Genomic DNA, 23793 nt, shown 5'->3' with positions numbered 1-23793 from the left:
CGGTCGGAGTCAGTCCGCGTACCTCGGGTGCACCAGCGTGGACGGCGGGAGGCCGGTGAGCCGGGTGCGTTCGGCCGCCCGCGCGCCCGCCCGCAGGGACGGTACGTACGGCGTGCCCGGCGGCGTACGCAGCTGGGGCCGGGCGCGGGAGGCGAGGACGAACCCCCAGTCGTGCGGGGCCCGGGACCCGCTCGCCGCCGCCGAGTCGCGTCCGGCCACGGAGTACGGGGCGGTCCGCAGTCCGGCCGCCCGTACCGTCGCGTCGACCGTCCAGAAGGCCCGCGGCCGCGACGCCACGGGCCCCGCGTGCACGACGAGCCGCCCGCCGCCCGCGAGCACACCCCGGGCGAGCCCGTAGAACTCCTGCGAGTACAGCTTCGTACTGGATGTCATCCCGGGATCGGGCAGATCGGAGACCATGACGTCGTACGCGCCGCGCGGAGCCCGCCGCAGCCAGCCGAAGGCGTCCGCGGCGACCACCCGCACCCTCGGGTCCCCGTAGACGTGTCCGTTCAGTTCGGACAGCGCCCGGTCGGTGCGGGCCAGCTCCACGAGCCGGGTGTCGAGTTCGACGACGTCGACCCGCCGTACGCCGCTGTGCCGGAGCACCTCGCGCACGGCGAGCCCGTCGCCGCCGCCGAGGACGAGCACGCGCGCGTGCGTGCCGTTCATCGCGGGGTGGACGAGGGCCTCGTGGTAGCGGTGTTCGTCGCTGCCGCTGACCCGCAGGCGTCCGTCGAGGTAGAGGTCCAGGGGACGGCCGTCCGTGCCGCCGGTGAGGACGACCTCCTGGACGTCGGTGTGCATCGCCACGCGTACGTCCTTGCCGTACACCGCGTGCCGCGCGGCCCGTTCGAAGTCGTCCACCAGGACGGCGGCCGAGCCGAGCAGCGCGAGCACGACGAGGTTGGCGATGACGAGCAGCCAGCGGCCCCGCCGGGTCAGGTCGTGCCGGAACAGGCCGAGGACGAGGGCGCCGCCCGCGATCGCGTTGACGGTTCCGGTGATCAGCGTCGCGGTCAACTGGCCGAGCAGCGGCAGGAGGAGGAAGGGAAAGGCGAGTCCGCCGGCCAGCGCGCCCACGTAGTCCGCGGCGAACAGGTCCGCGACCGCGCCGCCCGCGTCCTGTCTGCGGATGCGCTGGATCAGCTCCATCAGCAGGGGGACCTCGGCGCCGATGAGCAGTCCGATGGCGAGGGAGAAGCCGACGAGGACGTAGCTGGAGCCGCCCTCCCAGGCGCCGCCCCAGTCTCCGGTCCAGGCGAAGACGGCGTACAGGGCCATCGCGCTGCAGCCGCCGACGAGCGCGAGCAGGGCCTCGACGGCTCCGAAGCCGGCCGCGGCGCGGCAGCGCAGGCGCTTCGCGACGAGCGAGCCGAGGCCCATCGCGAAGACCATCACGGACAGCACGACGGAGGCCTGGGTGACCGAGTCGCCGATCAGGTACGAGGCGAGGGCGACGAGTTCGAGTTCGTACACGAGTCCGCAGGCCGCGCAGATGAAGACGCCGGCGAGGACGAGGAACCGACCGGTGGCCGGTGTGACCGGCAGGCACGCCGGGCCCTGGCCGCTCCGGGGCGGCGGGGCCTTTGCCGTGCCTGGCCGGTCCGTGGCCGTGCCGGGCTGGGCGGGGGCGTGCGGCTCGATCACCCAGCGAACGGTACGTCACCGAACAACAGCGTCCTGTCACCCACACGTGTGGAAACTCGGGCCTGAACGCATACTTTGGCCAGGGCGCGTACGGGCCGTGAACGGGGTGGTTCTGTTCGGTCCGGTTGTCGGGTGCGGGTCAGCGGGAGCCGGTCGCGCGGCACGCGGCGGAGCCGCGGAATGTCACAGCCTCGGGCCCCTTACGGGACCTGCCTCGCGCCCCCTACGGGACCTGCCCCGCGCCTCTGTCCGATTCTCCTGGGGCCAAAGGACTACTGAACGCCGATCACGGCTAGGGTCGAAGTCAGGTAACCACGTGCAATCCTCAGGAGTACCCACCGAATGTCTATCGACCCGTCCTCGATTCCGAACTTCGGGGGCCAGCCCGAGCCGAACTCCGGCGGACCGGCGGGCCCCGTCGTCCCTGATCAGGACCTTGTGAAGCAGCTCCTGGACCAAATGGAGCTGAAGTATGTCGTCGACGACGAGGGTGACCTCGCGGCGCCGTGGGAGCAGTTCCGCACGTATTTCATGTTCCGGGGCGAAGACGACCAGCAGGTCTTCTCGGTGCGGACGTTCTACGACCGCCCGCACCAGATCGACGAGAAGCCCCAGCTCCTTGAGTCGATCGACGACTGGAACCGGCGCACGCTGTGGCCGAAGGTCTACAGCCACACGCACGACGACGGCACCGTCCGCCTGATCGGCGAGGCGCAGATGCTGATCGGCACGGGCGTCAGCCTGGAGCACTTCGTGTCGTCCACGGTCAGCTGGGTGCGCGCCGCCATCGAGTTCGACAAGTGGCTCGTCGAGCAGCTCGGCCTGGAGCAGGAGATCGACGAGGCCGACAAGCCCGAAGAGGACGAGTAGGCCTCACTCGGGCGCGAGCCCCGCGGGCCACGGCCTCGCGGCGGCTCACAGCGGCTTGTGGGCGAGCACGACGAGGTACGCCCCGTACGCGAACGAGAGCCCGGCCAGGGCGCCGACCACCAGGGTCGCGTGCCACGGCCGGGCTCTCGCCGTCCGTACCAGCGCGCACGCCAGTGGCAGCAGCAGCGGGAACGCCGGCAGCAGGAACCGCGGCTTGCACTCGAAGAAACCGGCGCCGCCGACGGCGACGAGCAGCAGCGCGCCCGCGTAGACCAGCAGCGGCAGGGGCGCGCGGTCGGCGATCAGCAGCCCGTACAGCAGCAGGCCCGCCGCGACGATCACCATCGACATGGGGAAGACCAGCCGGTCGCCCTGCAGCAGCAGATGCTTGACGAAGCGCAGCGCGCCGAGGCCGAAGTCGAAGCGTGAGCCCCACAGCCGCTGCACCTCGAAGTACCCGCCGAGCAGATCGCCCTTGCGCCGCCCCACCCACAGGAAGAACCCCGCCCACCCGAGCGGTGCGAGCGCCGCGCCCGTCCACAGCCTGTGGGAAACCTTTCCGCGCCGCCTGAGGATCTCGTACGCCGCCGCCGCGAGCACCGCCGCCGCCACGGCGAAGCCGTTCGGCCGGGCCAGCCCCGCGCAGGCCGCGAGGGCGCCCGCCCACACCCAGCGGCCGGTGAGCACGGCGTACAGCGACCAGGCGGCGAAGGCGGTGAGGACCGGTTCCGTGTACGCCATCGACAGCACGACGGAGTGCGGCATCAGGCCCCAGAGGAGGACCAGGGCGGTGGCGACGGTGCGGTCGTGCAGCCGGGCCCCGATCGCGTAGATCCCGCAGGCGGCGACCGCGGCGGCCGTCCACGAGACCAGCAGGCCGGCGCCGGGGCCGCTGAGCGGGGTCAGCTCGGTGACGGCCCGCAGCAGTCCCGGGTAGAGCGGGAAGAACGCCAGGTCGCTGTGGACGACGGTGGGGCGGAAGTGCAGGCTGCGCCCGTAGCCGTCCCCGGCGATCCGCAGATACCAGATGGAGTCCCACGACCGGCCGAGCAGCAGCACCGGATGCCCACCGGTAGCCCAGGCGACCATGGCCACCGCGGCGGCACCCAGCAGCCGGGCGACGACGAACAGCCCGAGAGCGGTACCCATCGCCGCCACGGGGGACGGACGCGGCCGGGCACGGCCTTCGGTGGCGGACTCTGTGACGGATTCCGTGGCGGAGCCCGTGGCGGATTCCGTCGCGGCAGGGCACGGAGAAGGCACGAGGGCACTTGCTTGGGTACTTACTTGGGTCACACGCGAACTTTGCGACAAATTATTACGATTGTGCGGGCAACTCGCGGCTGGGCGAGTGCGGATTCGCCCGCTTTTCCGTCATTCCGGCGTGCCGCCGTGACAGCGAACTCCTGCCGTGCCGTTTCCGGATGTCGCTGGATGGATTGGGCCACCCTCGTAGGCGAGTTGAGGCCGGGCACCACCGTCCCTGAGGCGGCCGGGCCCCGGCCGCCGTCCGTGTTCCGGGCTCACCGGGCCCTTGTCCGCGAGGGTCCGGCAGGCCACTGACCTCCCCAAAGAACCAGGGGAAAGAACTACCCACCCGCCCACCCTCCCTGGCCGGGAGGCCCGCGTCACCCGTCCGAGTGACCGGCTTGCAGGCGCGGGATGAGGGCGGTTACGTTCGCCGCGACAACCGCAAACAGATACGGCCCCCGGCCGGGACTGGCATCCCGAACGAGGGCCTGACCAACCAGGAAGTAAGTGGCTTCCCGATGGCTGACTCGCAGTCTAACGCGCGCCTGCGCGCCGACGCCGGAGCTCCGACGTCCGGCGTGATCCACGTACGCACCCGCCTCACGGCCGACTTCACGGTGATCTCCAACGCCCTCGCCCAGCAACGCGGCAGCGCGGTCACGATCGGCGTGGCGGTGTACATCCTCTCCCTGCCCACCGGCACTCCCGTGACCATCGCCGCCCTGTGCGAGCACTTCACCGAGGGCGAGATCCTGATCTCACGGGCGCTCAGGGAACTGGAAGCCGCCGGGTACTTGGAGCGCCGCCGCGAGCGCACGCCCACCGGGCAGGTCCGTACCCGGACGTTCTTCTACGACGTCCCCGGCGGCGATCCGGACCTGGATCCGGACCCGGGCGGCCCTCCCGAGCGACCCAAGCCCCGCCGCCCCCGGAAGCAGCCCGCCCCCGCGACGGTCACACCCACGTCCGCGGCCGTGGAGGAAACGGTGACTGCGGAGGAGACGGTGGCCGCCGAGGAAACGGTGGCCGCGGCGGTACAAGCCGAGGCGGAGACACCGATCGCGCTCGCCGACGCCGACCCTCGGGCCATCGCCGTTCTCGCCGGCCTGCGCAGGGTCGACCCCCGTCTCGTCCTGTCCGCGCGGGAAGCGGTACGGCTCGCACCGGCCGTCTCTCAATGGCTCGCGGCAGGCCTGATGCCCACGCAGGTCACGGACCACCTCACCGCAGGGCTCCCGGCAGGCCCCCTGATCCGCCCGGCCGGCATCCTCGCCTACCGGCTCAAGGAGACGCCCCTGTCCGCACCGGCCAGAGGCGCGGAACCCGCCGTACGTCCGGCGATCGCGCCCATGCGCAACTGCGACGGCTGCGACCGGGGCTTCCGCGCGACGGAACCCGGCCGTTGCCGGGACTGCCGAGCCGGGGACCATCTCCGCGCGGCCGGCTGAGCCGGTGGTCCTTGCCTCTTGAGGTCAGGGGCTGAGATCGAGGGTGCGCACCGGATGCTCCTTCCACGCGTGCGGCCTGGCGGTCGCGATCACCGCACCATCCGGCCGGTCGGGGCTGGGCTGGGCGGCGTGGAGGGTGTGCGCGTCGGCCCATGTCGTCGCGCGGGCCAGTGAGAGGGCGGCCGGCAGGTCCAGGTCGACGATCGTGATTCCGGGCAGGGCGGCGATGTGCTCCGCTGTGCCCGGCCGGGCCCGGTCCGCCTCGACCAGGGCACACACGGTGGCGTACAGGAACCAGTCCGGCTCGGCGTGAGCTCGATGAATCAACCGGGAGGCCAGGACGTTGCCCCTCCCTGCGGCCACTATCGCGCTCTCGTCGAGGAAGACATGCACGTCACGCGTCACGGGGCACCCGCCTCGGCCATACGGCGGTCCAACTCGGCGTCCAGCTCGGCCTGCTCACGCTCGTCGGGGTCGTAGCCGTTCCACTCCCGCAGCACTGCCCGTGCCTTCTCCGCCCGCTCGGCCCGCTCGGCCGGAGTGAGCAGGGTCTCGGCGAGCCGGGCCAGGTAGGAGCGGAGGGAGAGCCCTTCCCCAGCAGCTATCTCGGCAAGCCGATTGCGGGCATCGGCGGGGATACGGACGTTGGCGTCGGACATGATGCGGGTTCCCTTTCACCGACCAGCCAGGGTACGGGTACGTACCCGTACCCGTGGCGTCACTCTAACCCGTCCGGCATACGACCATCCTCTACTTGGCCCCAGGCGCCCACAGGGCGGCCACGATCTCCATCTGCTTGAGGACGAGTTCGACCGACTCGCGTTCCCCCTGGGTGTCCTTGACGAGGGCACAGGCGATCTCGGCGAGTGCGTCACAGCCGCCGAGCCCGTTCCTCCCCTCCGCCCGCCCGGCTCACCCCGCCAGCGTCTTGAGGCGGTTCACCGCCTCCTCCAGGACCGGGGTCTGCTTGCAGAAGGCGAAGCGGACGAAGGGGGCGCCGGCCTCGCGGTGGTCGTAGAAGACGGCGTTCGGGATGGCGACCACGCCCGCGCGTTCGGGCAGGGCGCGGCAGAACGCGAAGCCGTCGCTCTCGCCGAGCGGCCGGATGTCGGTGGTGATGAAGTACGTGCCGGCCGGCCTGAACACCTCGAAGCCCGCCTCCGCGAGCCCCGCGCCGAGCAGATCCCGCTTGGCCCGCATGTCCGCGCGGAACGCCTCGAAGTACGTGTCGGGCAGCGCCAGCGCCTCGGCGACCGCGTACTGGAAGGGCCCGGAGGCCACGTACGTCAGGAACTGCTTGGCCGAGCGGACCGCCGCCACCAGGTCGGGCGCGGCCGTCACCCAGCCGACCTTCCAGCCGGTGAACGAGAAGCTCTTGCCCGCGCTCCCGATGGTGACCGTGCGCCCGCGCATCCCGGGCAGGGTCGCGAGCGGGATGTGTTCGGCCTCGTCGAAGACCAGGTGCTCGTACACCTCGTCGGTGACGACCAGCAGGTCCCGTTCGACGGCCAGCTCGGCGATCGCGGTGAGCTCCTCGCGGGTGAGGACCGTGCCGGTCGGGTTGTGCGGGGTGTTGATCAGCAGCAGCCGGGTGTTGTCCGTGACCGCGTCGCGCAGCTCGTCCAGGTCCAGGCGGAAGCGCCGGCGTACGACCCCGTCGCGGGTGTCCTCATGCGGGCGCAGGGTGACCGGCACGCGCGTGGCCCCCGCCATCGCGACGCACGCCGCGTACGAGTCGTAGTACGGCTCCAGGGCGATCACCTCGTCGCCCGGTTCGAGGAGGGCCAGCATGGCCGCGGCGATGGCCTCCGTGGCGCCCGCCGTGACCAGGACCTCGGTGTCCGGGTCGAACGTGAGGCCGTAGCGGCGCTCCTGGTGCGCGGTGATCGCGGTGCGCAGCTCGGGCACGCCCGGGCCCGGCGGGTACTGGTTGCCGCGGCCGTCGCGCAGCGCCCGTACCGCCGCCTCGCGGATCTCCTCGGGGCCGTCGGTGTCGGGGAAGCCCTGGCCGAGGTTGATCGAGCCGGTACTCAGGGCCAGGGCCGACATCTCGGCGAAGATCGTCGTGCCGAACTCGGCGAGGCGGCGGTTGAGAAGCGGACGGCGTGCGCTGGAGGTCATGACCGTCATCCTGCGCTCAACCTCTGGAGTTGCTCAACTCTGCTTTGGTTCGTCAGGCGCGGGGGCATCCCCCCTTCACACAAGAAGCACACGCAGAGAAGCAGCAAGAGGAACAGGCACAAAAACACACAGAAGCACAGGCAAGAAGCAGAGCCCACGGGGGGCCGCTTCGGGGGAACGGAAGGAGGGTGGCGCCATGATCGGAGGCATCATCCTGGTGGCAGTCATCGCGGTGGCATTCGTGGCCGTCGTGTCCGCGGCGGGGCGCAGCAACACGAGGCGTTCGCGCCGGTCCAGGCACAGCTGGTGGGCCGGCGGCTCGGGCTCGGGCTCCGGTTCGGGCTCGGGCGGCGGTTGTTCGACGGGGAGTTCTTCCTGCGGTGGCGGTTCGTCCTGCGGAGGCGGGTCGTCCTGCGGGGGCGGGGGCGGTGGGGGCGGATGCGGCGGAGGCAGCTGACACGGGGCAGCTGAGCTCCGGACGGGGAACCGCGTCCGGGCCGTCCAGCACCACGAGCGCCCGTCGGGAGTCGCCTCCCGACGGGCGCTTCGCCGTGTGCCGGGAGGCGACTCCGGGTGGGGCGCTTCGCCGTGCGAGGAGAGCCGGGCGGGTGTCGAGGAGCGTTGAGGGACGTTGAGGGGCGTTGAGAGAGCGGGGGGCGCGAAGGCGCACGTGTGAGCCAATGGCGCACTTCCTGGTTGAACAGTTGAGCTGTGGAGCCCTCGGGGGGATGGAAACCCTACGAAGTTGGGTAAAAACGCTGTGGCGGACGCGCCGTTCATGATTCCCTCGTAATCGCCGACGCAGACCCCGGAACATCCTTCTGACCTGGCCGCCCGGGCCTTGTCCCCGCCCGGCGCCGACCGGGGTGCGACGGACCGACACCCCCTCGCCCTTCACAGACACCAACCCCACCCTTTTGCGTGCAGCGGAGCCGACCCATGCTCACGACCCTCAACACCGCCTACACCGACACGCGCGCGGCCGATCTCGCCTGGGCCCTCGGTCGCGAACCGCTGCCCGCGCTCGCCACGCTCGATCTCGAACTCTCCGGTTCGAAACTCCAGTTGAGACTGCTCGGGGCGTCCCACCAGGTGCTATTGGAGGAGGAGCGGGGCAGCTGTTCGGAGACCGTCGCCTGTATTCCGGGCAGCAGCACGCCGTTGCCGCTCGGCGTCGCCAAGCGGGTGGGCGACTGGGAGTACGAGTTCGCCGCGCGGGTGGAGACGTTGTCGCGGGGCTCGTTCGCGGGGCGCGCGCAGGAGTTGCTCGCGCTGGTGGCCGACCATCCGAATGGTCTGGCGGGGGTCTTCCCCGGCAGCCCGCACGCCTTCACGGCGATGCTCGCGCAGCGGCATGAAGGGCAAGTGCACTGGCGCACCTGGCATGCGTATCCGCAGGACGGGCAGCTGGTCGCCACCCGCACGCGGGTGGGGGTGCGGGTGGCTGCGCCGGCGTGAGGGGTGGAGTGGGTGGAGGTCGTTGTGCGGGTGCGGGTCGGTAGGGGTTGCTCGCGCAGTTCCCCGCGCCCCTAAAAGCCAACAACCCCAACCGACCCGCGGGCGAACTCCGGGCTCCCTACAACTCCTTGCCGGAGGGGGCCGCCGTCGTGGGGCCCACGATCAGGCCCTCGCCGAACGCGTCCACGCGGACCGTGTCGCCGTCGTTGACCTCGCCGGAGAGGATCTCCTTGGCGAGCCGGTCGCCGATGGCGGTCTGGACGAGCCGCCGCAGCGGCCGTGCCCCGTACGCCGGGTCGTTGCCCTCGTCGGCGAGCCAGGCCAGCGCGGCGTCGGTGACCTCCAGGATCAGCCGCCGCTCGGCGAGCCGCTTCGCGAGCCGGCCGACCTGGAGCCTGGCGATCCGCTCCAGCTCCGCCTTGTTCAGCGCGGAGAAGACCACCAGATCGTCGAGCCGGTTGAGGAACTCGGGCTTGAAGGAAGCCCGTACGACCTCCAGGACCTGCTGTTTCTTCTCCTCCGCGGACGTCAGCGGCTCGACCAGATACTGGCTGCCGAGGTTCGAGGTGAGGATCAGGATGGTGTTGCGGAAGTCGACCGTCCGCCCCTGGCCGTCCGTCAGGCGGCCGTCGTCCAGCACCTGGAGCAGGATGTCGAAGACCTCCGGGTGCGCCTTCTCCACCTCGTCGAGGAGCACCACGCTGTACGGGCGGCGGCGGACCGCCTCGGTCAGCTGGCCGCCCTCCTCGTAGCCGACGTAGCCGGGCGGCGCCCCGACCAGCCGGGCCACGCTGTGCTTCTCCCCGTACTCCGACATGTCGATGCGGATCATGGCCCGCTCGTCGTCGAAGAGGAAGTCCGCGAGGGCCTTGGCGAGTTCGGTCTTGCCGACGCCGGTGGGGCCGAGGAAGAGGAACGAGCCGGTCGGGCGGTCCGGGTCGGCGATGCCCGCGCGGGTGCGGCGTACGGCGTCCGAGACGGCCTGCACGGCCTCGGCCTGGCCGATGAGGCGGCGGCCCAACTCCTCCTCCATGCGCAGGAGTTTCTGGGTCTCGCCCTCAAGGAGGCGGCCGGCGGGGATGCCGGTCCAGGCGCCGACCACGTCCGCGATGTCGTCCGGGCCGACCTCCTCCTTCACCATCGTGCCCTTGGCGGCCTCCTCCTCGGCCTCGGAGGCCTCCTCCAAGTCCCTTTCCAGGGTGGGGATCTCGCCGTACAGCAGCTTGGAGGCGGTGTCGAAGTCGCCGTCGCGCTGGGCCCGTTCGGCCTGGCCGCGCAGTTCGTCGAGCTTCTCCTTCAGCTCACCGACGCGGTTGAGGGACTGCTTCTCCTTCTCCCAGCGGGCGGTGAGACCGCGCAGCTCCTCCTCCTTGTCGGCGAGGTCGCGGCGCAGCTTCTCCAGGCGCTGTTTGGAGGCGGGGTCGGTCTCCTTGTCGAGAGCCAACTCCTCCATGCGGAGCCGGTCGACGGCCCGCTGGAGTTCGTCGATCTCGACGGGGGACGAGTCGATCTCCATCCGCAGCCGGGACGCGGACTCGTCGACGAGGTCGATGGCCTTGTCGGGCAGGAAGCGGGAGGTGATGTACCGGTCGGAGAGCGTGGCGGCGGCGACGAGCGCGCTGTCCGCGATCACGACCTTGTGGTGGGCCTCGTACCGTCCCTTGAGTCCGCGCAGGATCGCGATGGTGTCCTCGACGGTCGGCTCGGCGACCAGCACCTGCTGGAAGCGGCGCTCCAGGGCGGGGTCCTTCTCGATCCGCTCGCGGTACTCGTCCAGCGTCGTCGCACCGACCATGCGCAGCTCACCGCGGGCGAGCATCGGCTTCAGCATGTTGCCGGCGTCCATGGAGGAGTCGCCGCCGGCTCCCGCGCCCACGACGGTGTGCAGCTCGTCGATGAAGGTGATGATCTGCCCGTCCGAGTCCTTGATCTCGGCCAGGACCGTCTTCAGGCGCTCCTCGAACTCACCGCGGTACTTGGCGCCGGCCACCATCGCGCCCAGGTCGAGCGAGACGAGCCGCTTGTTCTTGAGGGACTCGGGCACATCGCCCTTGACGATCCGCTGCGCGAGCCCCTCGACGACGGCGGTCTTGCCGACGCCGGGCTCACCGATGAGGACGGGGTTGTTCTTGGTGCGCCGGGACAGCACCTGGACGACCCGGCGAATTTCCTGGTCACGGCCGATGACGGGGTCGAGCTTCCCCTCACGCGCGGCCGCGGTGAAGTCCGTACCGAACTTTTCGAGTGCCTTGTACTGGCCCTCGGGATCCGGGGTGGTCACCCGGCGCCCTCCCCTGCTCTTCTGGAAGGCCTCAAGCAGCTTTTTCGCACTGGCCCCCTGCTGGGAGAGTACGTCCCCGCTCTGGCCGCCCTTCGCCGCGATCCCCATGAGCAGGTGCTCGGTGGAGAGGTACTCGTCGCCCAGCTCCTTGGCGCGCTCGGAGGCGTCGGCGATGACGGCGAGCAGTTCGCGGTTGGGCTGGGGCGGGGCGACGGTGGAGCCCGTCACGCTGGGCAACGCGCTCAGTACGCGCTCCGCGCCGGTCCGTACGCCGGCCTGGTCGGCCTCGACGGCCGCGAGCAGGTCGGTGATGTTCTCGTTCTCCTGCCCCTCAAGCAGCGCGAGGAGCAGGTGGGCGGGGGTGAGGTCGGCGTGACCCCCGGTCACGGCCCGGTTGCTGGCCGCGTTGATCGCGTCCCGGCTCCTGTTGGTCAGCTCGGCGTCCACGTGTCCGTTCTCCTCCTCGTGCTCCTGCACCTACATGTGCTCCAGGTCGGCCTGACCCAACCAACGTACACAAAGTTGAGTCTATTCCGCTCAAGAAGGTGCGGGCGAGGGTCAGCGGCTAAGTTCCGGTCCATGGCCTCGTACCCCGTGAACCCGCACGATCCCGACGACTCGTACCTCGGTTTCTGGCGGGAACGTCACCTGTGCACCCTGACCACCCTCCGCCCCGACGGCACGCCGCATGTGGTGCCCGTCGGGGTTACATACGATCCCGGGGCCGGTCTCGCTCGGGTGATCGCGAACAAGTCCAGCACGAAGGTGCGGAACGTGCTGGCCGGCGGGCCCGACGGCATCCCGGTCGCGGTCTGCCAGGTGGACGGGCGGCGGTGGGCGACGCTGGAGGGGCGTGCGACCGTCTCCACGGATCCCGCGCGGGTCGCGGAGGCGGAACGGCGGTACGCCGAGCGCTATGACCGGACCCCGTCCCCCAACCCGTCCCGGGTGGTCGTCGAGATCACCCTGACGTCGGCACTGGGGCACGGCTGACGGGACGGCCGACGAGGCGGCCGACGGGATGGCTGACGGGAGACCTGTGCGAGGTGAGCGCACAGCGGTACACCAGTTCTGTACCAGGCTGATTTCAGCCCTTGTGAAAACTGGTGGATGCCCTGAAATATGCCTGGAAACTGCAGCGGCGTCACCGTGTTCAGGTCACGGTGACGCCGCTGCGGGGGGGAAGCGCCTGAGCGATTTACAACGACGGGGGAATCGCGTCAGGCACTGCGGGGGGTGGCTGAGATGGCTCGTACGTCCGGGGCTTCCGGCTCGACCAGCCGGTGGTCGCGCTGGTCGAGGTTCACAAAGATCATTCCGTACCGAATGGCGCACCGTACCGGCTGCGGCGCCCCCCGAGGCCGTCGCAGACACCGGTACGCCCGCAGGTCGTCGTCGTCGTCCCGGGTCACCACGACCGGCTCCCCGAACACCGTCACCATCAACGAGTCACCGCTGTGGGGGACAGCAGTGGCCAGGTCGATGAAGTGCCAGCCGGAGCGGTACGCGGTGGCCATTTCTCGGCGGAAGGAGCGGTCGTCGGGAGGGGTGGTCATGAGACCAGGGCGGTCTGGGGCCTGGGGGAACCCCAACCGGTGTCGGGGGGCGGCGGCGCGCCCCACCCGGTGTCGTCCTCGCCAGCGCTTCCGCTCTCGCCCGGCGCCGCCGCGGCGCTGACCGCACCGAAGACCACGGCCGCAGAGAAAGCAACGGCAAGCGCCGAGCGAAGCAATCTCCTGTACATAGTCGGCTTCGTCCTCACGTGATGAGTTCCCTTCCCCCCGTGCCAGGAACGACGATGGCTCATTCAGGCACGTAGATGCCACAGGGGCGATGCATCATGTTCCTGCATGTTCAGGACCCTGGGGGGTGGAGATTTGGCAACAAAGTACTCACAACCGACACATCCCCATACGCTCACAGAGCTGTGCGAGGAGGGAGCGCAGCTTTACGCCAGCGCGTTGAGCGCCGGACGCATCGCCCGCGCCGAGGCCGAGGCAACCCCTTGCCTCTTGGAATTCGCCCTGCTGCATCCCGATCCCGACGACGCCAACTGGCTGCGGCCGGTTCCCCCCTCCGTCGCGCTCGCCCAGCGTCTCCACCCGCTCGAACGGGAGATCCTCGACCGACGACGGCAGTCCATCGAACTGACCGAATCGTTTGAGCCATTCATGGCCCTCAGCGCGCTGGCTCCGGCGCCCACCCACGCGATCACCGTGCTGGAGGGCAACAACCGGATCAACGCCGCGCTCAACCTGGCCACGTCCGAAGCCCGTACCGAGGTGCTCACCGTGCAGCCCGGAGGCGGGCGCAGCGAGCACATCCTCAACCAGGCCCTGGAGCGCGACCGCCCCCTGATGGACCGCGGCGTGAGCATGCGCACCCTGTATCAGCACACCGTCAGACACAGCCTCGGCACGATGGCGTACGTCGATGAGATGTCCGCCGGCAAGGTCGAGATCCGCACGCTCGAAGAGCTCATCGGGCGGCTCATAATCTGCGACGAGACGGTCGCGTTCGTACCGGCCCGGGACGATCTGCCGGTGGCCCTGGAACTCCGTCATCCAGGGCTGGTGAAGTACCTGATCAAGGTCTTCGAGCACCTGTGGCAGCGAGCGACGCCCCTACGTGACGAAGTCCCCTACGAGCCCTCCCGCGACGGCATAACCGGCGTCCAGCGCTCGATAGCCAAGCTCCTCGTGGAGGGGCATGTCGATGAGGCCATCGCCCGCCGCCTCGGCATGAACGTCCGCACCTGTCGCGCCCACATAGCCAAACTGGCCACCGCTCTGGGCAGCGGCAGCCGGGCCCAACTCGGCTTTCTCATAGCGCAGTCGGGGCTTCTGGAGCAGGATCACTGACATGTCCGCCAGAGAGAGCCATGGCCTCCACGCGCACGGAGACGAGGATCTGTGCGAAGCAGGCATGGGCCTGTACGCCCGTGCCCTGCGCAAGGGCAGTGTGCGCAGGGACGATGGCGAGACTGCACCATGCTTGCTGGATCTAGGACTGTTGCACCCCGACATGGACGACGAGAAGCGTCTGGTGCCCACGGCGCCGACCGTCGTTCTGCCCCGGCTCCTTCGGGCGTTCGACGAGCGGATCGCGGAGGAACGGCGGCGGGAGGCTCGGCTGGCCGAGGCCTTCGAACCACTGTTGCGTATCGAGGGCAGCCATACAGCAGTGACAGACACTCCCACGATCAGGGGTCTCCATGGCAAAGGACAGATCGACCTGGCCATCACGGAAGCCCTGGCCAAAGCGAGCGATGAGCTCCTCGCAATCCAGCCGCACAACGGCCTGGCCTCCAAAACCCTGGGCGCCTCCCTGGAACGCGACCAGGCACTGCTTGACCGGGGCGCCCGTATCCGCACCCTCTACCAGCACCCCGTCCGCCATACGCCTCCGGTGATCGCCCGCTACGAACTGCTCCGGGGCGATGTGGAAGCTCGCACCCTCGACGAAGTGACCGAGCGGCTACTCGTCATCGACCGCGCTGTGGCGTTCGTCGCGGCAAGCAAGGACCGTACGGCCGCACTGGAAGTCCGCACTCCGGCCCTGCTCACCTTCTTCGTCACCACCTTCGACCGCCTCTGGCGCCTCGCCACCCCCATGTACCCCGAAGCGGCACACCGCCCATCCCTCAACGGCATCACCCCCCGCCAGCACGCCATCGCCGCGCTTCTCATCGAGGGCCACACCGACGCGGCCATCGCCGACCGCCTCGGCCTCAACATCCGCACCGCCCGCGTCCACATCGCCAAACTCGCCGCCACCCTCGGCAGCGAGAGCCGCGCCCAACTCGGCTACCTCATCGCCGAGTCGGGGATCCTGAAACACAAGGGAGCCGTGGAGTGACCACGGAGCACCGGAACCACGGGGCGGAGGAGCTCTGCGAGGCAGGCGCGGCAGCGTACGAGCGTGCTCTTCGAGAAGGGCACGTACGCGATGCGGACGAAGCCCCCTGCCTCGTCGAGATCGGGTTGCTGCAGCCGTCCGTCAAGGACCCGAATCAACTGGTCCCCGTCGCACCGGCAGTCGCTCTCCACCGGCTGCTGCGCAACGCCGAGGACCGCATCGCCGACGAACGACGGCGCGAGGAGCGACTGGCCGAAGCGTTCGAACCACTGATGCGCCTCGACGGCCGTCACACCTCAGGTGCGGACGCCCCGATCAGGGTCCACAGCGGTACGGAGCAGATCAACCGGGCCATCACCGAGGCCGTGGACACCGCGACGCGGGAAGTGCTCTGCATCCAGCCCAACACCCACTACAGCGACCGGCGCGGCGAGGTGGCTCAGGCCGTCGCCATGGCTCGCGACCAGGCCCTGCTCGACCGGGGCTGCCGTATACGCACCCTGTATCAGCACACCACACGCCATCTGCCCCTCATCCTCTCCCGCTACGAACGGCTCAGAGGGGATACGCAGGCCCGGTCTCTCGACGAGGTCACCGACCGCCTCATCGCCGTCGACCGTGAGGTCGCCTTCATCCCCGCCAACAAGGACGGCACCCTCGCCCTGGAAGTCCGCCATCCCGCGCTGGTCGCCTACCTCGTGACGACCTTCGACCGGCTCTGGCGCCTCGCCACCCCCATGTACCCCGAAGCCGTACACCGCCCGTCCCTCAACGGCGTCACCCCCCGCCAGCACGCCATCGCCGCACTCCTCATCGAAGGCCACACCGACGCGGCCATCGCGGACCGGCTCGGGCTGAACATCCGCACCGCCCGCGTCCACATCGCCAAGCTCGCCGCCACCCTCGGCAGCGAGAGCCGCGCCCAACTCGGCTACCTCATCGGTCGGTCGGGGATTCTGGAATCCCGGGACCGGGAGCCGTGAGGGGCTGGAGTTCCGGGTCGCGGGGCGGGCCGTCGAGGCCGGCCTGGGCTATGCGCACGCCCAGTTGGGTGCGGCTGGCGGCGCCCAGGGTTTCCGAGAGGCGGGCTATGTGGGCGCGGCACGTACGGACGCTGATGCCCAGCCGCTCCGCGACCACCGCGTCCTGGTGGCCCTCCGCGAGCAGGGCCGCGATCGAACGCTCCCGGTGCGTGATGCCCTCGATGCCCGTGTCCGGGAGGGGCGCGGTGAGGGGGATCGCCAGGCGCCAGAGCCGTTCGAAGACGGTGACCAGGTAGTCCACCAGCGCCGGGTGACGCAACTCCAGCGCGATCGTGCGGTCGGCGCTCGCCGGGATGAAGGCGACCGTGCGGTCGAAGATGATGAGCCGCTCGGTGACCTCGTCGAGGGTGCGGGCCTCGGCCGCGTCGCCCATCAACTCCATGTAGTTGAGCAGGCCCTGCCCGTGCCGGGCCACGTGTGTGTACAGGTCGCGCATGCGCACGCCCCGGCGGCGCAGCGCCATCGCCCGGGGCAGGCCCTCGGAGAGTTCGTCCTCGCGGCGGATTCCGCCCGGCTGGACGGCAAGTACCTCGGTCGTGCATGCCTCGGTCGCCCCGTCCATCGCGGCCCGGATCCGGGGCAGTCCGTCGAGCACCCGGATCGCCACGCCCTCGGTGCGCGAATGGACGTTGCCGCCGAGGGTCGCGTACCACTCGAAGGCGGACACCGCCGAGCCCATGCGCGACTGCGTCGCGACGACGTGCTCGTGCATCTCCCGCAGCAGGCGTGTCATGACCTCCTGCGGCGAGGTCGGCACCAGCCAGCCCATGTCGTCGGGGTCGGGATGCAGCAGCGCCAGCTCGACCAGGCAGGGCACGGTCTCGGCGTCGTCGCGGGACACCCGGCCGCGTCGTACCGCCCGGGAGTACACCCGGTCCCCCGCCTCGCACAGGCGGTCAGCACCGTGCGGATGCGCTTCCTTCCCGTGCCCGGCCATCTCCTCAACCCCCGGTTCAAGCCTCTTCCGGAGCGCAACTATGCGCGGCTGCCACCGCCTCCGCAACAAGGCTTCGACGCACCCGTACCCCCTATCGCCACAGTTGATATGCCTTTGTCCCCACCCCAGCATGGCTCGTTGCAACAAGCTGATGGCTGGAGCGGCATACCTGCCCAGCAGGCCCTTGGCCCTGCACCAGTCAGCTGCACTCTCGACAGCCGCGAGATGGCCACGAATACATCCGGACCGAGCTGCTCTTCCGGTTGCAACTCCACGCGCTACCAGACAGCCCGTTGTGAACTGAATGACCTTATTTTTAAGGTAAGTAACTTATGCACCCCCTCCTGACGCAACAAGATGAGGGTGGTGTTCTCGCAGGCGCCGATGCGATCGTTGATGCTCACGGGAATACGACTCGGCCCGTCGCCGAAACCCCCACGGGAGAACGTTTCCTGCCGGGCCGGGACCACATTGAAACAGGGCACAAGGTTCACCTCGATGAAGGGCCTGCCGTACCCGAGCGAAATCCACACCGTGCAGTGAAAACGAGAGCCGAAATTCCAGCTGGTAGGTGGACGGTCTCTCCCGCTGGACAGGAATAGTTGATCACGCAGGAGAGTGAACATCTTGCGTGATCATTCGCGGTTGGCATAAACGCGCAAGAACGAGTAGGAGAGAGATGCAAAAGAAATTTGGCGTACTGGTCGGCGCTGCCACGCTACTCGTCATGTCCGTCGCCGCCGCACCGAGTGCGCAGGCTTCGGATGAGGAGAATCTGATGAGCATGGAGGTGTGCAAGCGCCCCTCGGTTTCAGGGTTCAAATTGCACCTCTACTACAACTCGGGCCAGGGAGGTGCGTACAGAAACGTCGGGTACAGCGTGTACGACTTCGGCGCTCTGCGTGTGGGCGGAGACGACCCCAGCTCCCAGCCGCTCCGCTTCTGCACCATTGCCGGCGCCAGCGGCTATTGGCCCGGTTCCGGGCTGCGGGTCAAGAACAATGCCGCCTCGGGTGAGAACGACCACTACAAGTACACGGCGGAAGTCTGTTTCAACAGCGGGTACAAGGGTGTCCGGGACAAGATGGCCCCGTACCAGCACATCGACCGTTTCCGGTACGTCTACAACGAGAACGCCTCGTTCCGGTGGGTTTAGAGAAGCAGGATTCATCCAAGCGAGGGGGAAATCAGTGACTTCCAGGAGAGCGGCAGTGCGGGTGGGAATTCCGCTCCTTGCGGCCGGGGCCGTGTGCGCCGTCGCAGTGATCGGTTCATCCTCTGACCCGGCCGCCCGGAAAGACGGCACCGTGCCGGCGCCCGCGGCCAGGCAGCCTCAGGCTCCGAATGCGCCTGCAGCGGACCCGGACAACCCGGCGACGTGGCAGCTTCCCATTGCGGCGTACATGCCCACCACGGCCCAGACCCGGATGGTCGCCGGGCTCCGGGACGATCTCATCGATGCCTGTATGGAGGACGCGGGATTCGCTCAGTGGAGTCCTGCCCCTGATCTGCCCAGCATCGGCGGCAAGACCCTGACCGACTGGCGCTACGGCATCCACGACGCCGCACTGGCAGCCAAGAACGGGTACCACCCTGCCCCTGCGGAGCAGGAGGCGTACGACGCGGCCATGGCTGAGGGCGCGGTGGACGAGTCCGGGGCTGACGATGGCCAGGTGCGCCAGTGCGCCCAGCAGGCGAGCGGCGACGTCCCGACCGTGCAAACGGCCGACCTTGTGGCGCAGATCGACGGTGACACCTACCGCGCCGCCATGGAAGACCCGGCCGTGGCCGCGTCCTTCACCAAGTGGTCGTCATGCATGGAGGACAAGGGCTACTCGTACACGAAGCCCATGGATGCCAACGACGATCCTCAGTTCTCCGACCCGTCCGACATCTCGGCCGCCGAGGTCGCCACCGCAACTGCGGACGTCGCCTGCCGGGACGAACACAACGTCGAAAAGACCTGGTTCGACGCGGAGGTTGTTCTCCAGGAGGCTGCCATCAAGAAGAACCAAGCCGCTCTGGACAAGATCCAGGACGGCACCCAGGCCGCAGTCGCCCAAGCGAAGGCATACGCCGCACGGCAGTGACGGCCGGCGTGCGGCTGCTGTACCTCAGCCAGGAGCAGGCGAACCGGAGTCCGCAGGACTTCCGTGAACGCCGGGACCTCACCATGCACAGGCAACGCCGCCATCGCCGAAGCGAACCCTGCCTCCCGCATGCGGAGAGAGGCGCCGTGACAGCCCACGGCAGCCGGCCTGCCCGCCTGCAGACGAACAGAGCCAGGAACCTGCGCACGGACCACGGTGCCACCGGCGCCTGACGCGCACCGCCCTCCAGCCGACCGCCGCAGCACCGACTCCCCCTGTACGGAGCTGCGGCGGTCTCCTGCGCGCTGCCCGAATCCATCGACTCGAAGGGGTGTTCTCCCGTTGAGAGTGCTCAGACCTGTCCGCTCAGGAGTTGCGGGCCTCGCGGCCACCGCGGTCCTCACCGGCCTCATACAGACCGTCGCCGTAGCCGACGAACCTGATCCCCAACCGGCGAAGCAGCAAACGGAGAAGGCGGCGACCGCAGCACCGGACCCTGCCGCGGTCCCCGCGGAACAACGGTCCAGGCTGCTCGGCAAGGACTGGCGCGCGTCAGCGGACCGCGCGTGGACGACCAGCTCCGACGCTCAGGGCTTTCACCTCCTCACCGCCGACAAGGACGACGGATACCAGTGGAAGACCGCGGCGTCCCTGTCCGAGCCCGGGCTCGAGACGGACGCGTGGATCGGCAACGCCTGCGTCACTGCCTCCGGCAAACACGCCGTCGTCGTCTACGCGCCCCGCACCTTCACCAACAAGCCCGAGCTGATGACCAGGGGAGCCTTCACCGCTGTCGTCGATCTGACCAGCGGCAAGGTGACCAAACTTGCGGTGCAGTCGTCGCTCGCGTACTTCTCGCCCGGCTGCGGCCGCGGCGAGGACGCCGTGGTGTCACAGTTCGCCGACGACACGGCCAAGGAGAACGCGACCCGGCTGGTCACCATCGACGCCGAGGCGGGCAAGGCCGGCAAGCCGCTCAAGCTGAAGGGCCAGGTGACGTCCGCGGTCCCGTACCGGGACGGCATCGCCGCCGCCGACGGCTACCGGGTGGTGGCAATCGGCGCGCGCGGGCAGCGCACCCCGCTGGCCACGACGTCCGGAGTGCCCTTCCAGCTCCGCACCGACCGCGACGGCGGCCTGGTGTTCCTCGACCACACGGCCAACGACCGCGGCACCGTCAAACGCGTGCACGCCGGGCGGACTTCGACACTGGCCACGGGCCGGTTCACGGACGTGGACCTGACCTCCTCGGCCGCGGGCACCGTGTTCATCACCGGCAAGGCGAAGACGTCCCGTACGCTGCCCGGCGCGGTCAAGAACCCCGGTGTCGCGAAGGACGCGACCGCCAGCACCCGCGGCCAGGCGGTCATCGTCTCCCGCTGGCAGGACACCAAGAAGCCCCCACAGGGCGCGGACGCGTTGTCGGTCCGCCCCGTGTCAACAAGCATCCTCACGCTTGCCACCGGCCGCACCGCGAAGCTCACGGCGTCCCCGGGAGACAAGCCGGTGTCCGACGCCCGGATACCGCAGGGCAAGAACACCTCGCCCGCCCTCACGGCCGGGGCCGGCACGCCGAAAGCGCAGCGGAGCGCGGCAGCGGCCTCGCCGAGCGACCCCGTCGAGGACGAACGCACCTGTGCCGTACCGCGCGGCAGCGTCGCCAAGCAGGCCCTGCAGCCGACCCCCCGGCAGGTCGAGTGGGCCGTGAACCAGGCGGTCATCGACAGCCTGGACACCTGGGTCACCCGGCCCTCGAACTGGAACGGCACCGGCATGAGCGGCTACTCGCCGCAGGTCCTGTTCCCACTGCGCACGCTGGAGGGCGATCCGAACGGGGTCCCCGACCGCCCGGACGAGTGGCACATCCCGTCCCAGATCATGCTCGGGATCACCGCCCAGGAATCCAACATGTGGCAGGCCACACGGACCGTGGTGCCGGGCGTGACCGGCAACCCGCTGATCGGCAACTACTACGGGATCAAGTACGCCGCCGACGGCAACCAGGGCGACCCGTGGGGCATCAACTGGGCCAAGGCCGACTGCGGTTACGGCATCACCCAGGTCACCGACGGCATGCGCAAGGCCGACACCAACCTGACAGGCGCGCAGAAGGAGGGAGCGGCACTCGACTACACGGCGAACATCGCCTACGGCGCGGACATCCTCGCCTCGAAGTGGAACCAGACCCGCAAGGCCGGCATGACCGTCAACGACGGCAAGCCGAAGTACATCGAGAACTGGTTCTTCGCCCTGTGGGCCTACAACTCCGGTTTCTACCCCCAGTCCGAAGCGGGCAACAACGGCGGCAAGTGGGGCGTGGGCTGGACGAACAACCCCGCCAACCCGCTGTGGAAGGAGAACCGCACCCCCTTCCTGGAGAACTCGACCGGCGGTGACGACTACTCGCACGCCGCGCACCCCCAGGACTGGCCCTACCAGGAGAAGGTCATCGGGTGGGCCGCCCGGCCGATCTCCGCGATGTTCAAACCGGGCGACATGCAGGCGGGATACCGGGCCGCATGGTGGAACAGCAACCAGGACCGCACGACGGCCAAGCCTCCGATCGCCCTGTTCTGCACCGAGGCGAACGACTGCGACAACGACAAGATCCACGAAGGGACGTCGAACCAGACGGGGCAGGGCCCGTGCACACTGCCCGGGGACCCGAACGAGTCCGACCCGCTGTATCTCAAGTGCTGGTGGCACGACGACGTGAAGTGGAAGGACTGCAGCTCCACCGCCCAGTGCGGAAACCCCGTCCACCGCTTCAACAACGCCGACTACCCGGAGCAGCCCAACGAGAACTCCTCCTACCCGCCCCGCTGTTCGTCCGGCCTGCCCGCCGGCACCCTCGTCGTCGACGACATCAAGCAAGGCACCACACCAGCCGGCCAGCCAGGACACACCTGCGGGGCCTCAACCTCCGCCGGAAAATTCGAGTTCAATTTTACGAACTCGAATGGCACCTACCCCGGAAAGATCGATTTGCATCAGATCGGCGCCGGATACGGCGACCACTTCTGGTTCACCCACACCCGCCAAGCCGCCAGCACCGACGGCACCCGGCTCAAGACAACCGGCACCTGGACCCTCGAACGCGACCTGAACGAATGGGTGCGCATCATGGTCCACGTCCCCGACCACGGCGCCCACACCCAGCAGGCCAGGTACGACATCGACACCGGCAGCGGCCAGGTCTCCCGGCACCGCACCATCGGCCAGAAACACAAAGCCAACTCCTGGGTGTCCCTGGGCGTCTACAAGGTCAACGGCAAGCCCCGCGTGGAGCTGACCAGCCAGACTCTCGACGGGACCGGTGACGAGGACGTCGCTTGGGACGCTGTCGCGTTCCAGCCGATCGGCGCCAAGCCCAAGCACGTCGTGGCTGTGCTCGGCGACTCCTACACCGCCGGAGAGGGAGCGGGCGCCTACTCCCCCGAGAGCAACAAGGACCACGGCACCGCGCAATGGAATGGCTGCCGCCGGAGCAACAACGCCTGGGCCCGAAAGCTGGTTCTGCCCGGCACCACCGAGTCGCTCGGAACGATCGCCGACAGCCGGGGGACACAAGCCGAACTCGGCTTCGTCGCCTGCTCGGGCGCCATGACGAAGAATGTCGCCTACGTACCGTCGGGCAACAGTCCTCAACGTCACCTCGAGGGCCAGTTCCACGAGGTCACACAGATCGACTCCGGCGTGCTCAGCGCTGACACCACCCTGGTCATGCTGTCCCTGGGCGGCAATGACGAAGGCGGCTTCGCCCGTGCCATGCAGGAGTGCGGAGGTCTGGGGAACTGCGCCAACGACTCCGGCTTCCTCTCCAAGTACAAGACGATTGTCGACCGGATGATCCCCGACCTCAAAGACGTCTTGGAGGACATCGCGTTCACGGCGCCGAACGCTCAGATCGTCCTGATGGGCTACCCGGAGTTGCTCAGCCGAACCGTCAAGTGCACCGGCTCCTGGTTCTACGACATGACCGAGGTCCAGGCCCTGGCCGAACTGGTCAACTACGCCGACGGCGAGCAGAAGACCATGACCGACGCTCTGCGAACCGGTGCTTCCAAGGTCAAGGTTGACTACGCTGACCCGGTCAACGCCTTCGTCGGGCACAGCGGCTGTGACGACCCGGAATGGATCAACAAGATCGTCATCGGCCCCAACGGCGATGGCGACTTCCACAAGGGTGATCCGGCCGCCGTCCCGTCATCCTGCCTGTGGGGGGTAGCAGGCGACACCTGCATCAGCCGAGAGTCCTTCCATCCCAAAAATGCCGGCACCACTGGATACGCCGCGGTGATGAGCCGGCGGCTGAGCGAGATCGGTTACAAAGGATCATGAGGTGACCCTGGAATCCGGCAACCGCACCCGGCCGATCACGGCCGGGTGCGTAGCCCTGCTCGTCATCGCCTTGCTGCTTGCCGCGGCCGCGATCCTGGTGCCCCTCGCCGTGCAGGGATTCTTCGACCGTCCGGCACCGCCGGACGACGAAGTCCTCGCCAAGAAAGCCGGGCTTACCCAGTACCAACTCCAAGAGGCCGTACGAGACGGCGCTCTCACGGACAAAGAGATCGCTCACGCGGCCGGAGAAGCTGACTGGGGCAGAACACGCGACGCCTCAGCCACCCAGATCACGGTTGCCTACACCACGAGTGGTGAAGCCGCGACCTGCTACCGGTTCACGCTCTCTCAGCCCCTCACCGACCGGACACTTGTTGGTCGCGTACGGCTTGCCCACTGTCCTGCCAACCTCCGCGAACCAGGCGCCTCGTGAGCAAATGCGCTC

The 23793-nt window shown here is 69.1% G+C and carries 19 protein-coding genes; 11 read left to right on the top strand and 8 right to left on the bottom strand.

Annotated features, from left to right (window positions below):
- Positions 1 to 9: 9 nt before the first annotated feature.
- Positions 10 to 1650 carry a polyamine aminopropyltransferase gene (locus ACH4YP_RS12460; protein ID WP_361070107.1) on the bottom strand — a complete coding sequence of 547 codons (1641 nt, stop codon included), beginning with the start codon at positions 1648 to 1650 and terminating at the stop codon, positions 10 to 12.
- Between the two features lie 342 nt (positions 1651 to 1992).
- Between ACH4YP_RS12460 and ACH4YP_RS12455 the strand changes: the two genes are divergently transcribed.
- On the top strand, positions 1993 to 2520 hold the full coding sequence (locus tag ACH4YP_RS12455; RefSeq protein WP_361070109.1) for a YbjN domain-containing protein: 528 nt from the start codon (positions 1993 to 1995) through the stop codon (positions 2518 to 2520).
- A gap of 45 nt (positions 2521 to 2565) precedes the next feature.
- On the opposite strand, the gene ACH4YP_RS12450 is transcribed toward ACH4YP_RS12455, so the two are convergent.
- Positions 2566 to 3669, bottom strand: a complete 1104-nt coding sequence (locus tag ACH4YP_RS12450; protein ID WP_361070112.1) for a hypothetical protein — start codon at positions 3667 to 3669, stop codon at positions 2566 to 2568.
- A gap of 620 nt (positions 3670 to 4289) precedes the next feature.
- On the opposite strand from ACH4YP_RS12450, the gene ACH4YP_RS12445 reads away from it, so the two are divergent.
- On the top strand, positions 4290 to 5219 hold the full coding sequence (locus ACH4YP_RS12445) for a hypothetical protein (protein WP_398490488.1): 930 nt from the start codon (positions 4290 to 4292) through the stop codon (positions 5217 to 5219).
- A gap of 24 nt (positions 5220 to 5243) precedes the next feature.
- Here the strand turns inward: ACH4YP_RS12445 and ACH4YP_RS12440 are convergent, their stop codons facing one another.
- The 3 genes from ACH4YP_RS12440 to ACH4YP_RS12430 form a co-directional block, all read right to left on the bottom strand.
- Positions 5244 to 5612 (bottom strand): hypothetical protein, encoded by a 369-nt coding sequence (locus ACH4YP_RS12440; RefSeq protein ID WP_398490555.1) that lies wholly within the window; start codon positions 5610 to 5612, stop codon positions 5244 to 5246.
- 8 nt (positions 5613 to 5620) lie between these two features.
- A complete protein-coding gene (locus ACH4YP_RS12435; protein ID WP_361070121.1) occupies positions 5621 to 5878 on the bottom strand; it encodes a hypothetical protein in 258 nt (85 codons plus the stop codon).
- A 253-nt stretch (positions 5879 to 6131) separates the two neighbouring features.
- Positions 6132 to 7349 carry a pyridoxal phosphate-dependent aminotransferase gene (locus ACH4YP_RS12430; RefSeq protein WP_398490487.1) on the bottom strand — a complete coding sequence of 406 codons (1218 nt, stop codon included), beginning with the start codon at positions 7347 to 7349 and terminating at the stop codon, positions 6132 to 6134.
- A 930-nt stretch (positions 7350 to 8279) separates the two neighbouring features.
- Between ACH4YP_RS12430 and ACH4YP_RS12425 the strand changes: the two genes are divergently transcribed.
- Positions 8280 to 8798, top strand: a complete 519-nt coding sequence (locus ACH4YP_RS12425; RefSeq protein ID WP_189843293.1) for a DUF2617 family protein — start codon at positions 8280 to 8282, stop codon at positions 8796 to 8798.
- Between the two features lie 118 nt (positions 8799 to 8916).
- Here ACH4YP_RS12425 and clpB read toward each other — a convergent pair whose 3' ends face one another.
- On the bottom strand, positions 8917 to 11526 hold the full coding sequence (gene clpB / locus ACH4YP_RS12420; RefSeq protein ID WP_398490554.1) for an ATP-dependent chaperone ClpB: 2610 nt from the start codon (positions 11524 to 11526) through the stop codon (positions 8917 to 8919).
- 132 nt (positions 11527 to 11658) lie between these two features.
- On the opposite strand from clpB, the gene ACH4YP_RS12415 reads away from it, so the two are divergent.
- A complete protein-coding gene (locus tag ACH4YP_RS12415; protein ID WP_361060766.1) occupies positions 11659 to 12072 on the top strand; it encodes a TIGR03618 family F420-dependent PPOX class oxidoreductase in 414 nt (137 codons plus the stop codon).
- A 227-nt stretch (positions 12073 to 12299) separates the two neighbouring features.
- Here ACH4YP_RS12415 and ACH4YP_RS12410 read toward each other — a convergent pair whose 3' ends face one another.
- On the bottom strand, positions 12300 to 12635 hold the full coding sequence (locus ACH4YP_RS12410; RefSeq protein WP_361060768.1) for a hypothetical protein: 336 nt from the start codon (positions 12633 to 12635) through the stop codon (positions 12300 to 12302).
- A 294-nt stretch (positions 12636 to 12929) separates the two neighbouring features.
- Here ACH4YP_RS12410 and ACH4YP_RS12405 point away from each other — a divergent pair, with 294 nt between their 5' ends.
- Genes ACH4YP_RS12405 through ACH4YP_RS12395 form a run of 3 tightly spaced genes read left to right on the top strand, consistent with a single transcriptional unit; the run spans position 12930 to position 15920 of the window.
- A complete protein-coding gene (locus tag ACH4YP_RS12405) occupies positions 12930 to 13940 on the top strand; it encodes a helix-turn-helix transcriptional regulator (protein ID WP_361060770.1) in 1011 nt (336 codons plus the stop codon).
- Position 13941: 1 nt separating this feature from the next.
- Positions 13942 to 14937: a LuxR C-terminal-related transcriptional regulator gene (locus ACH4YP_RS12400; protein WP_398490486.1), complete on the top strand. Its 996-nt coding sequence runs from the start codon at positions 13942 to 13944 to the stop codon at positions 14935 to 14937.
- Positions 14934 to 15920 carry a helix-turn-helix transcriptional regulator gene (locus tag ACH4YP_RS12395; RefSeq protein WP_361060774.1) on the top strand — a complete coding sequence of 329 codons (987 nt, stop codon included), beginning with the start codon at positions 14934 to 14936 and terminating at the stop codon, positions 15918 to 15920. Before ACH4YP_RS12400 ends, ACH4YP_RS12395 begins: the two co-directional genes overlap by 4 nt.
- On the opposite strand, the gene ACH4YP_RS12390 is transcribed toward ACH4YP_RS12395, so the two are convergent.
- Positions 15874 to 16917, bottom strand: a complete 1044-nt coding sequence (locus ACH4YP_RS12390) for a helix-turn-helix transcriptional regulator (protein ID WP_361060776.1) — start codon at positions 16915 to 16917, stop codon at positions 15874 to 15876. The genes ACH4YP_RS12395 and ACH4YP_RS12390 overlap by 47 nt on opposite strands.
- A gap of 778 nt (positions 16918 to 17695) precedes the next feature.
- Between ACH4YP_RS12390 and ACH4YP_RS12385 the strand changes: the two genes are divergently transcribed.
- The 4 genes from ACH4YP_RS12385 (at position 17696) to ACH4YP_RS12370 (ending at position 23781) form a co-directional block, all read left to right on the top strand.
- Complete coding sequence (locus ACH4YP_RS12385) at positions 17696 to 18073, top strand: hypothetical protein (RefSeq protein ID WP_398490485.1); 378 nt, start codon at positions 17696 to 17698, stop codon at positions 18071 to 18073.
- A gap of 247 nt (positions 18074 to 18320) precedes the next feature.
- Entirely contained in the window at positions 18321 to 19007 is a 687-nt protein-coding gene (locus tag ACH4YP_RS12380) for a hypothetical protein (RefSeq protein ID WP_361060780.1), read from the top strand.
- 348 nt (positions 19008 to 19355) lie between these two features.
- A complete protein-coding gene (locus ACH4YP_RS12375) occupies positions 19356 to 23348 on the top strand; it encodes an SGNH/GDSL hydrolase family protein (protein WP_361060782.1) in 3993 nt (1330 codons plus the stop codon).
- Position 23349: 1 nt separating this feature from the next.
- The gene (locus tag ACH4YP_RS12370; protein ID WP_361060784.1) at positions 23350 to 23781 is read left to right on the top strand and encodes a hypothetical protein; all 432 of its coding nucleotides are present in this window, start codon (positions 23350 to 23352) and stop codon (positions 23779 to 23781) included.
- Positions 23782 to 23793: the final 12 nt, after the last annotated feature.

The sequence above is a fragment of the Streptomyces sp. NPDC020747 genome, assembly GCF_044334695.1.
GTDB lineage: Bacteria > Actinomycetota > Actinomycetes > Streptomycetales > Streptomycetaceae > Streptomyces.
The sequence above is the reverse complement of the archived record's forward strand: the minus strand, read 5'-3'. Positions and strand labels throughout refer to the sequence as shown.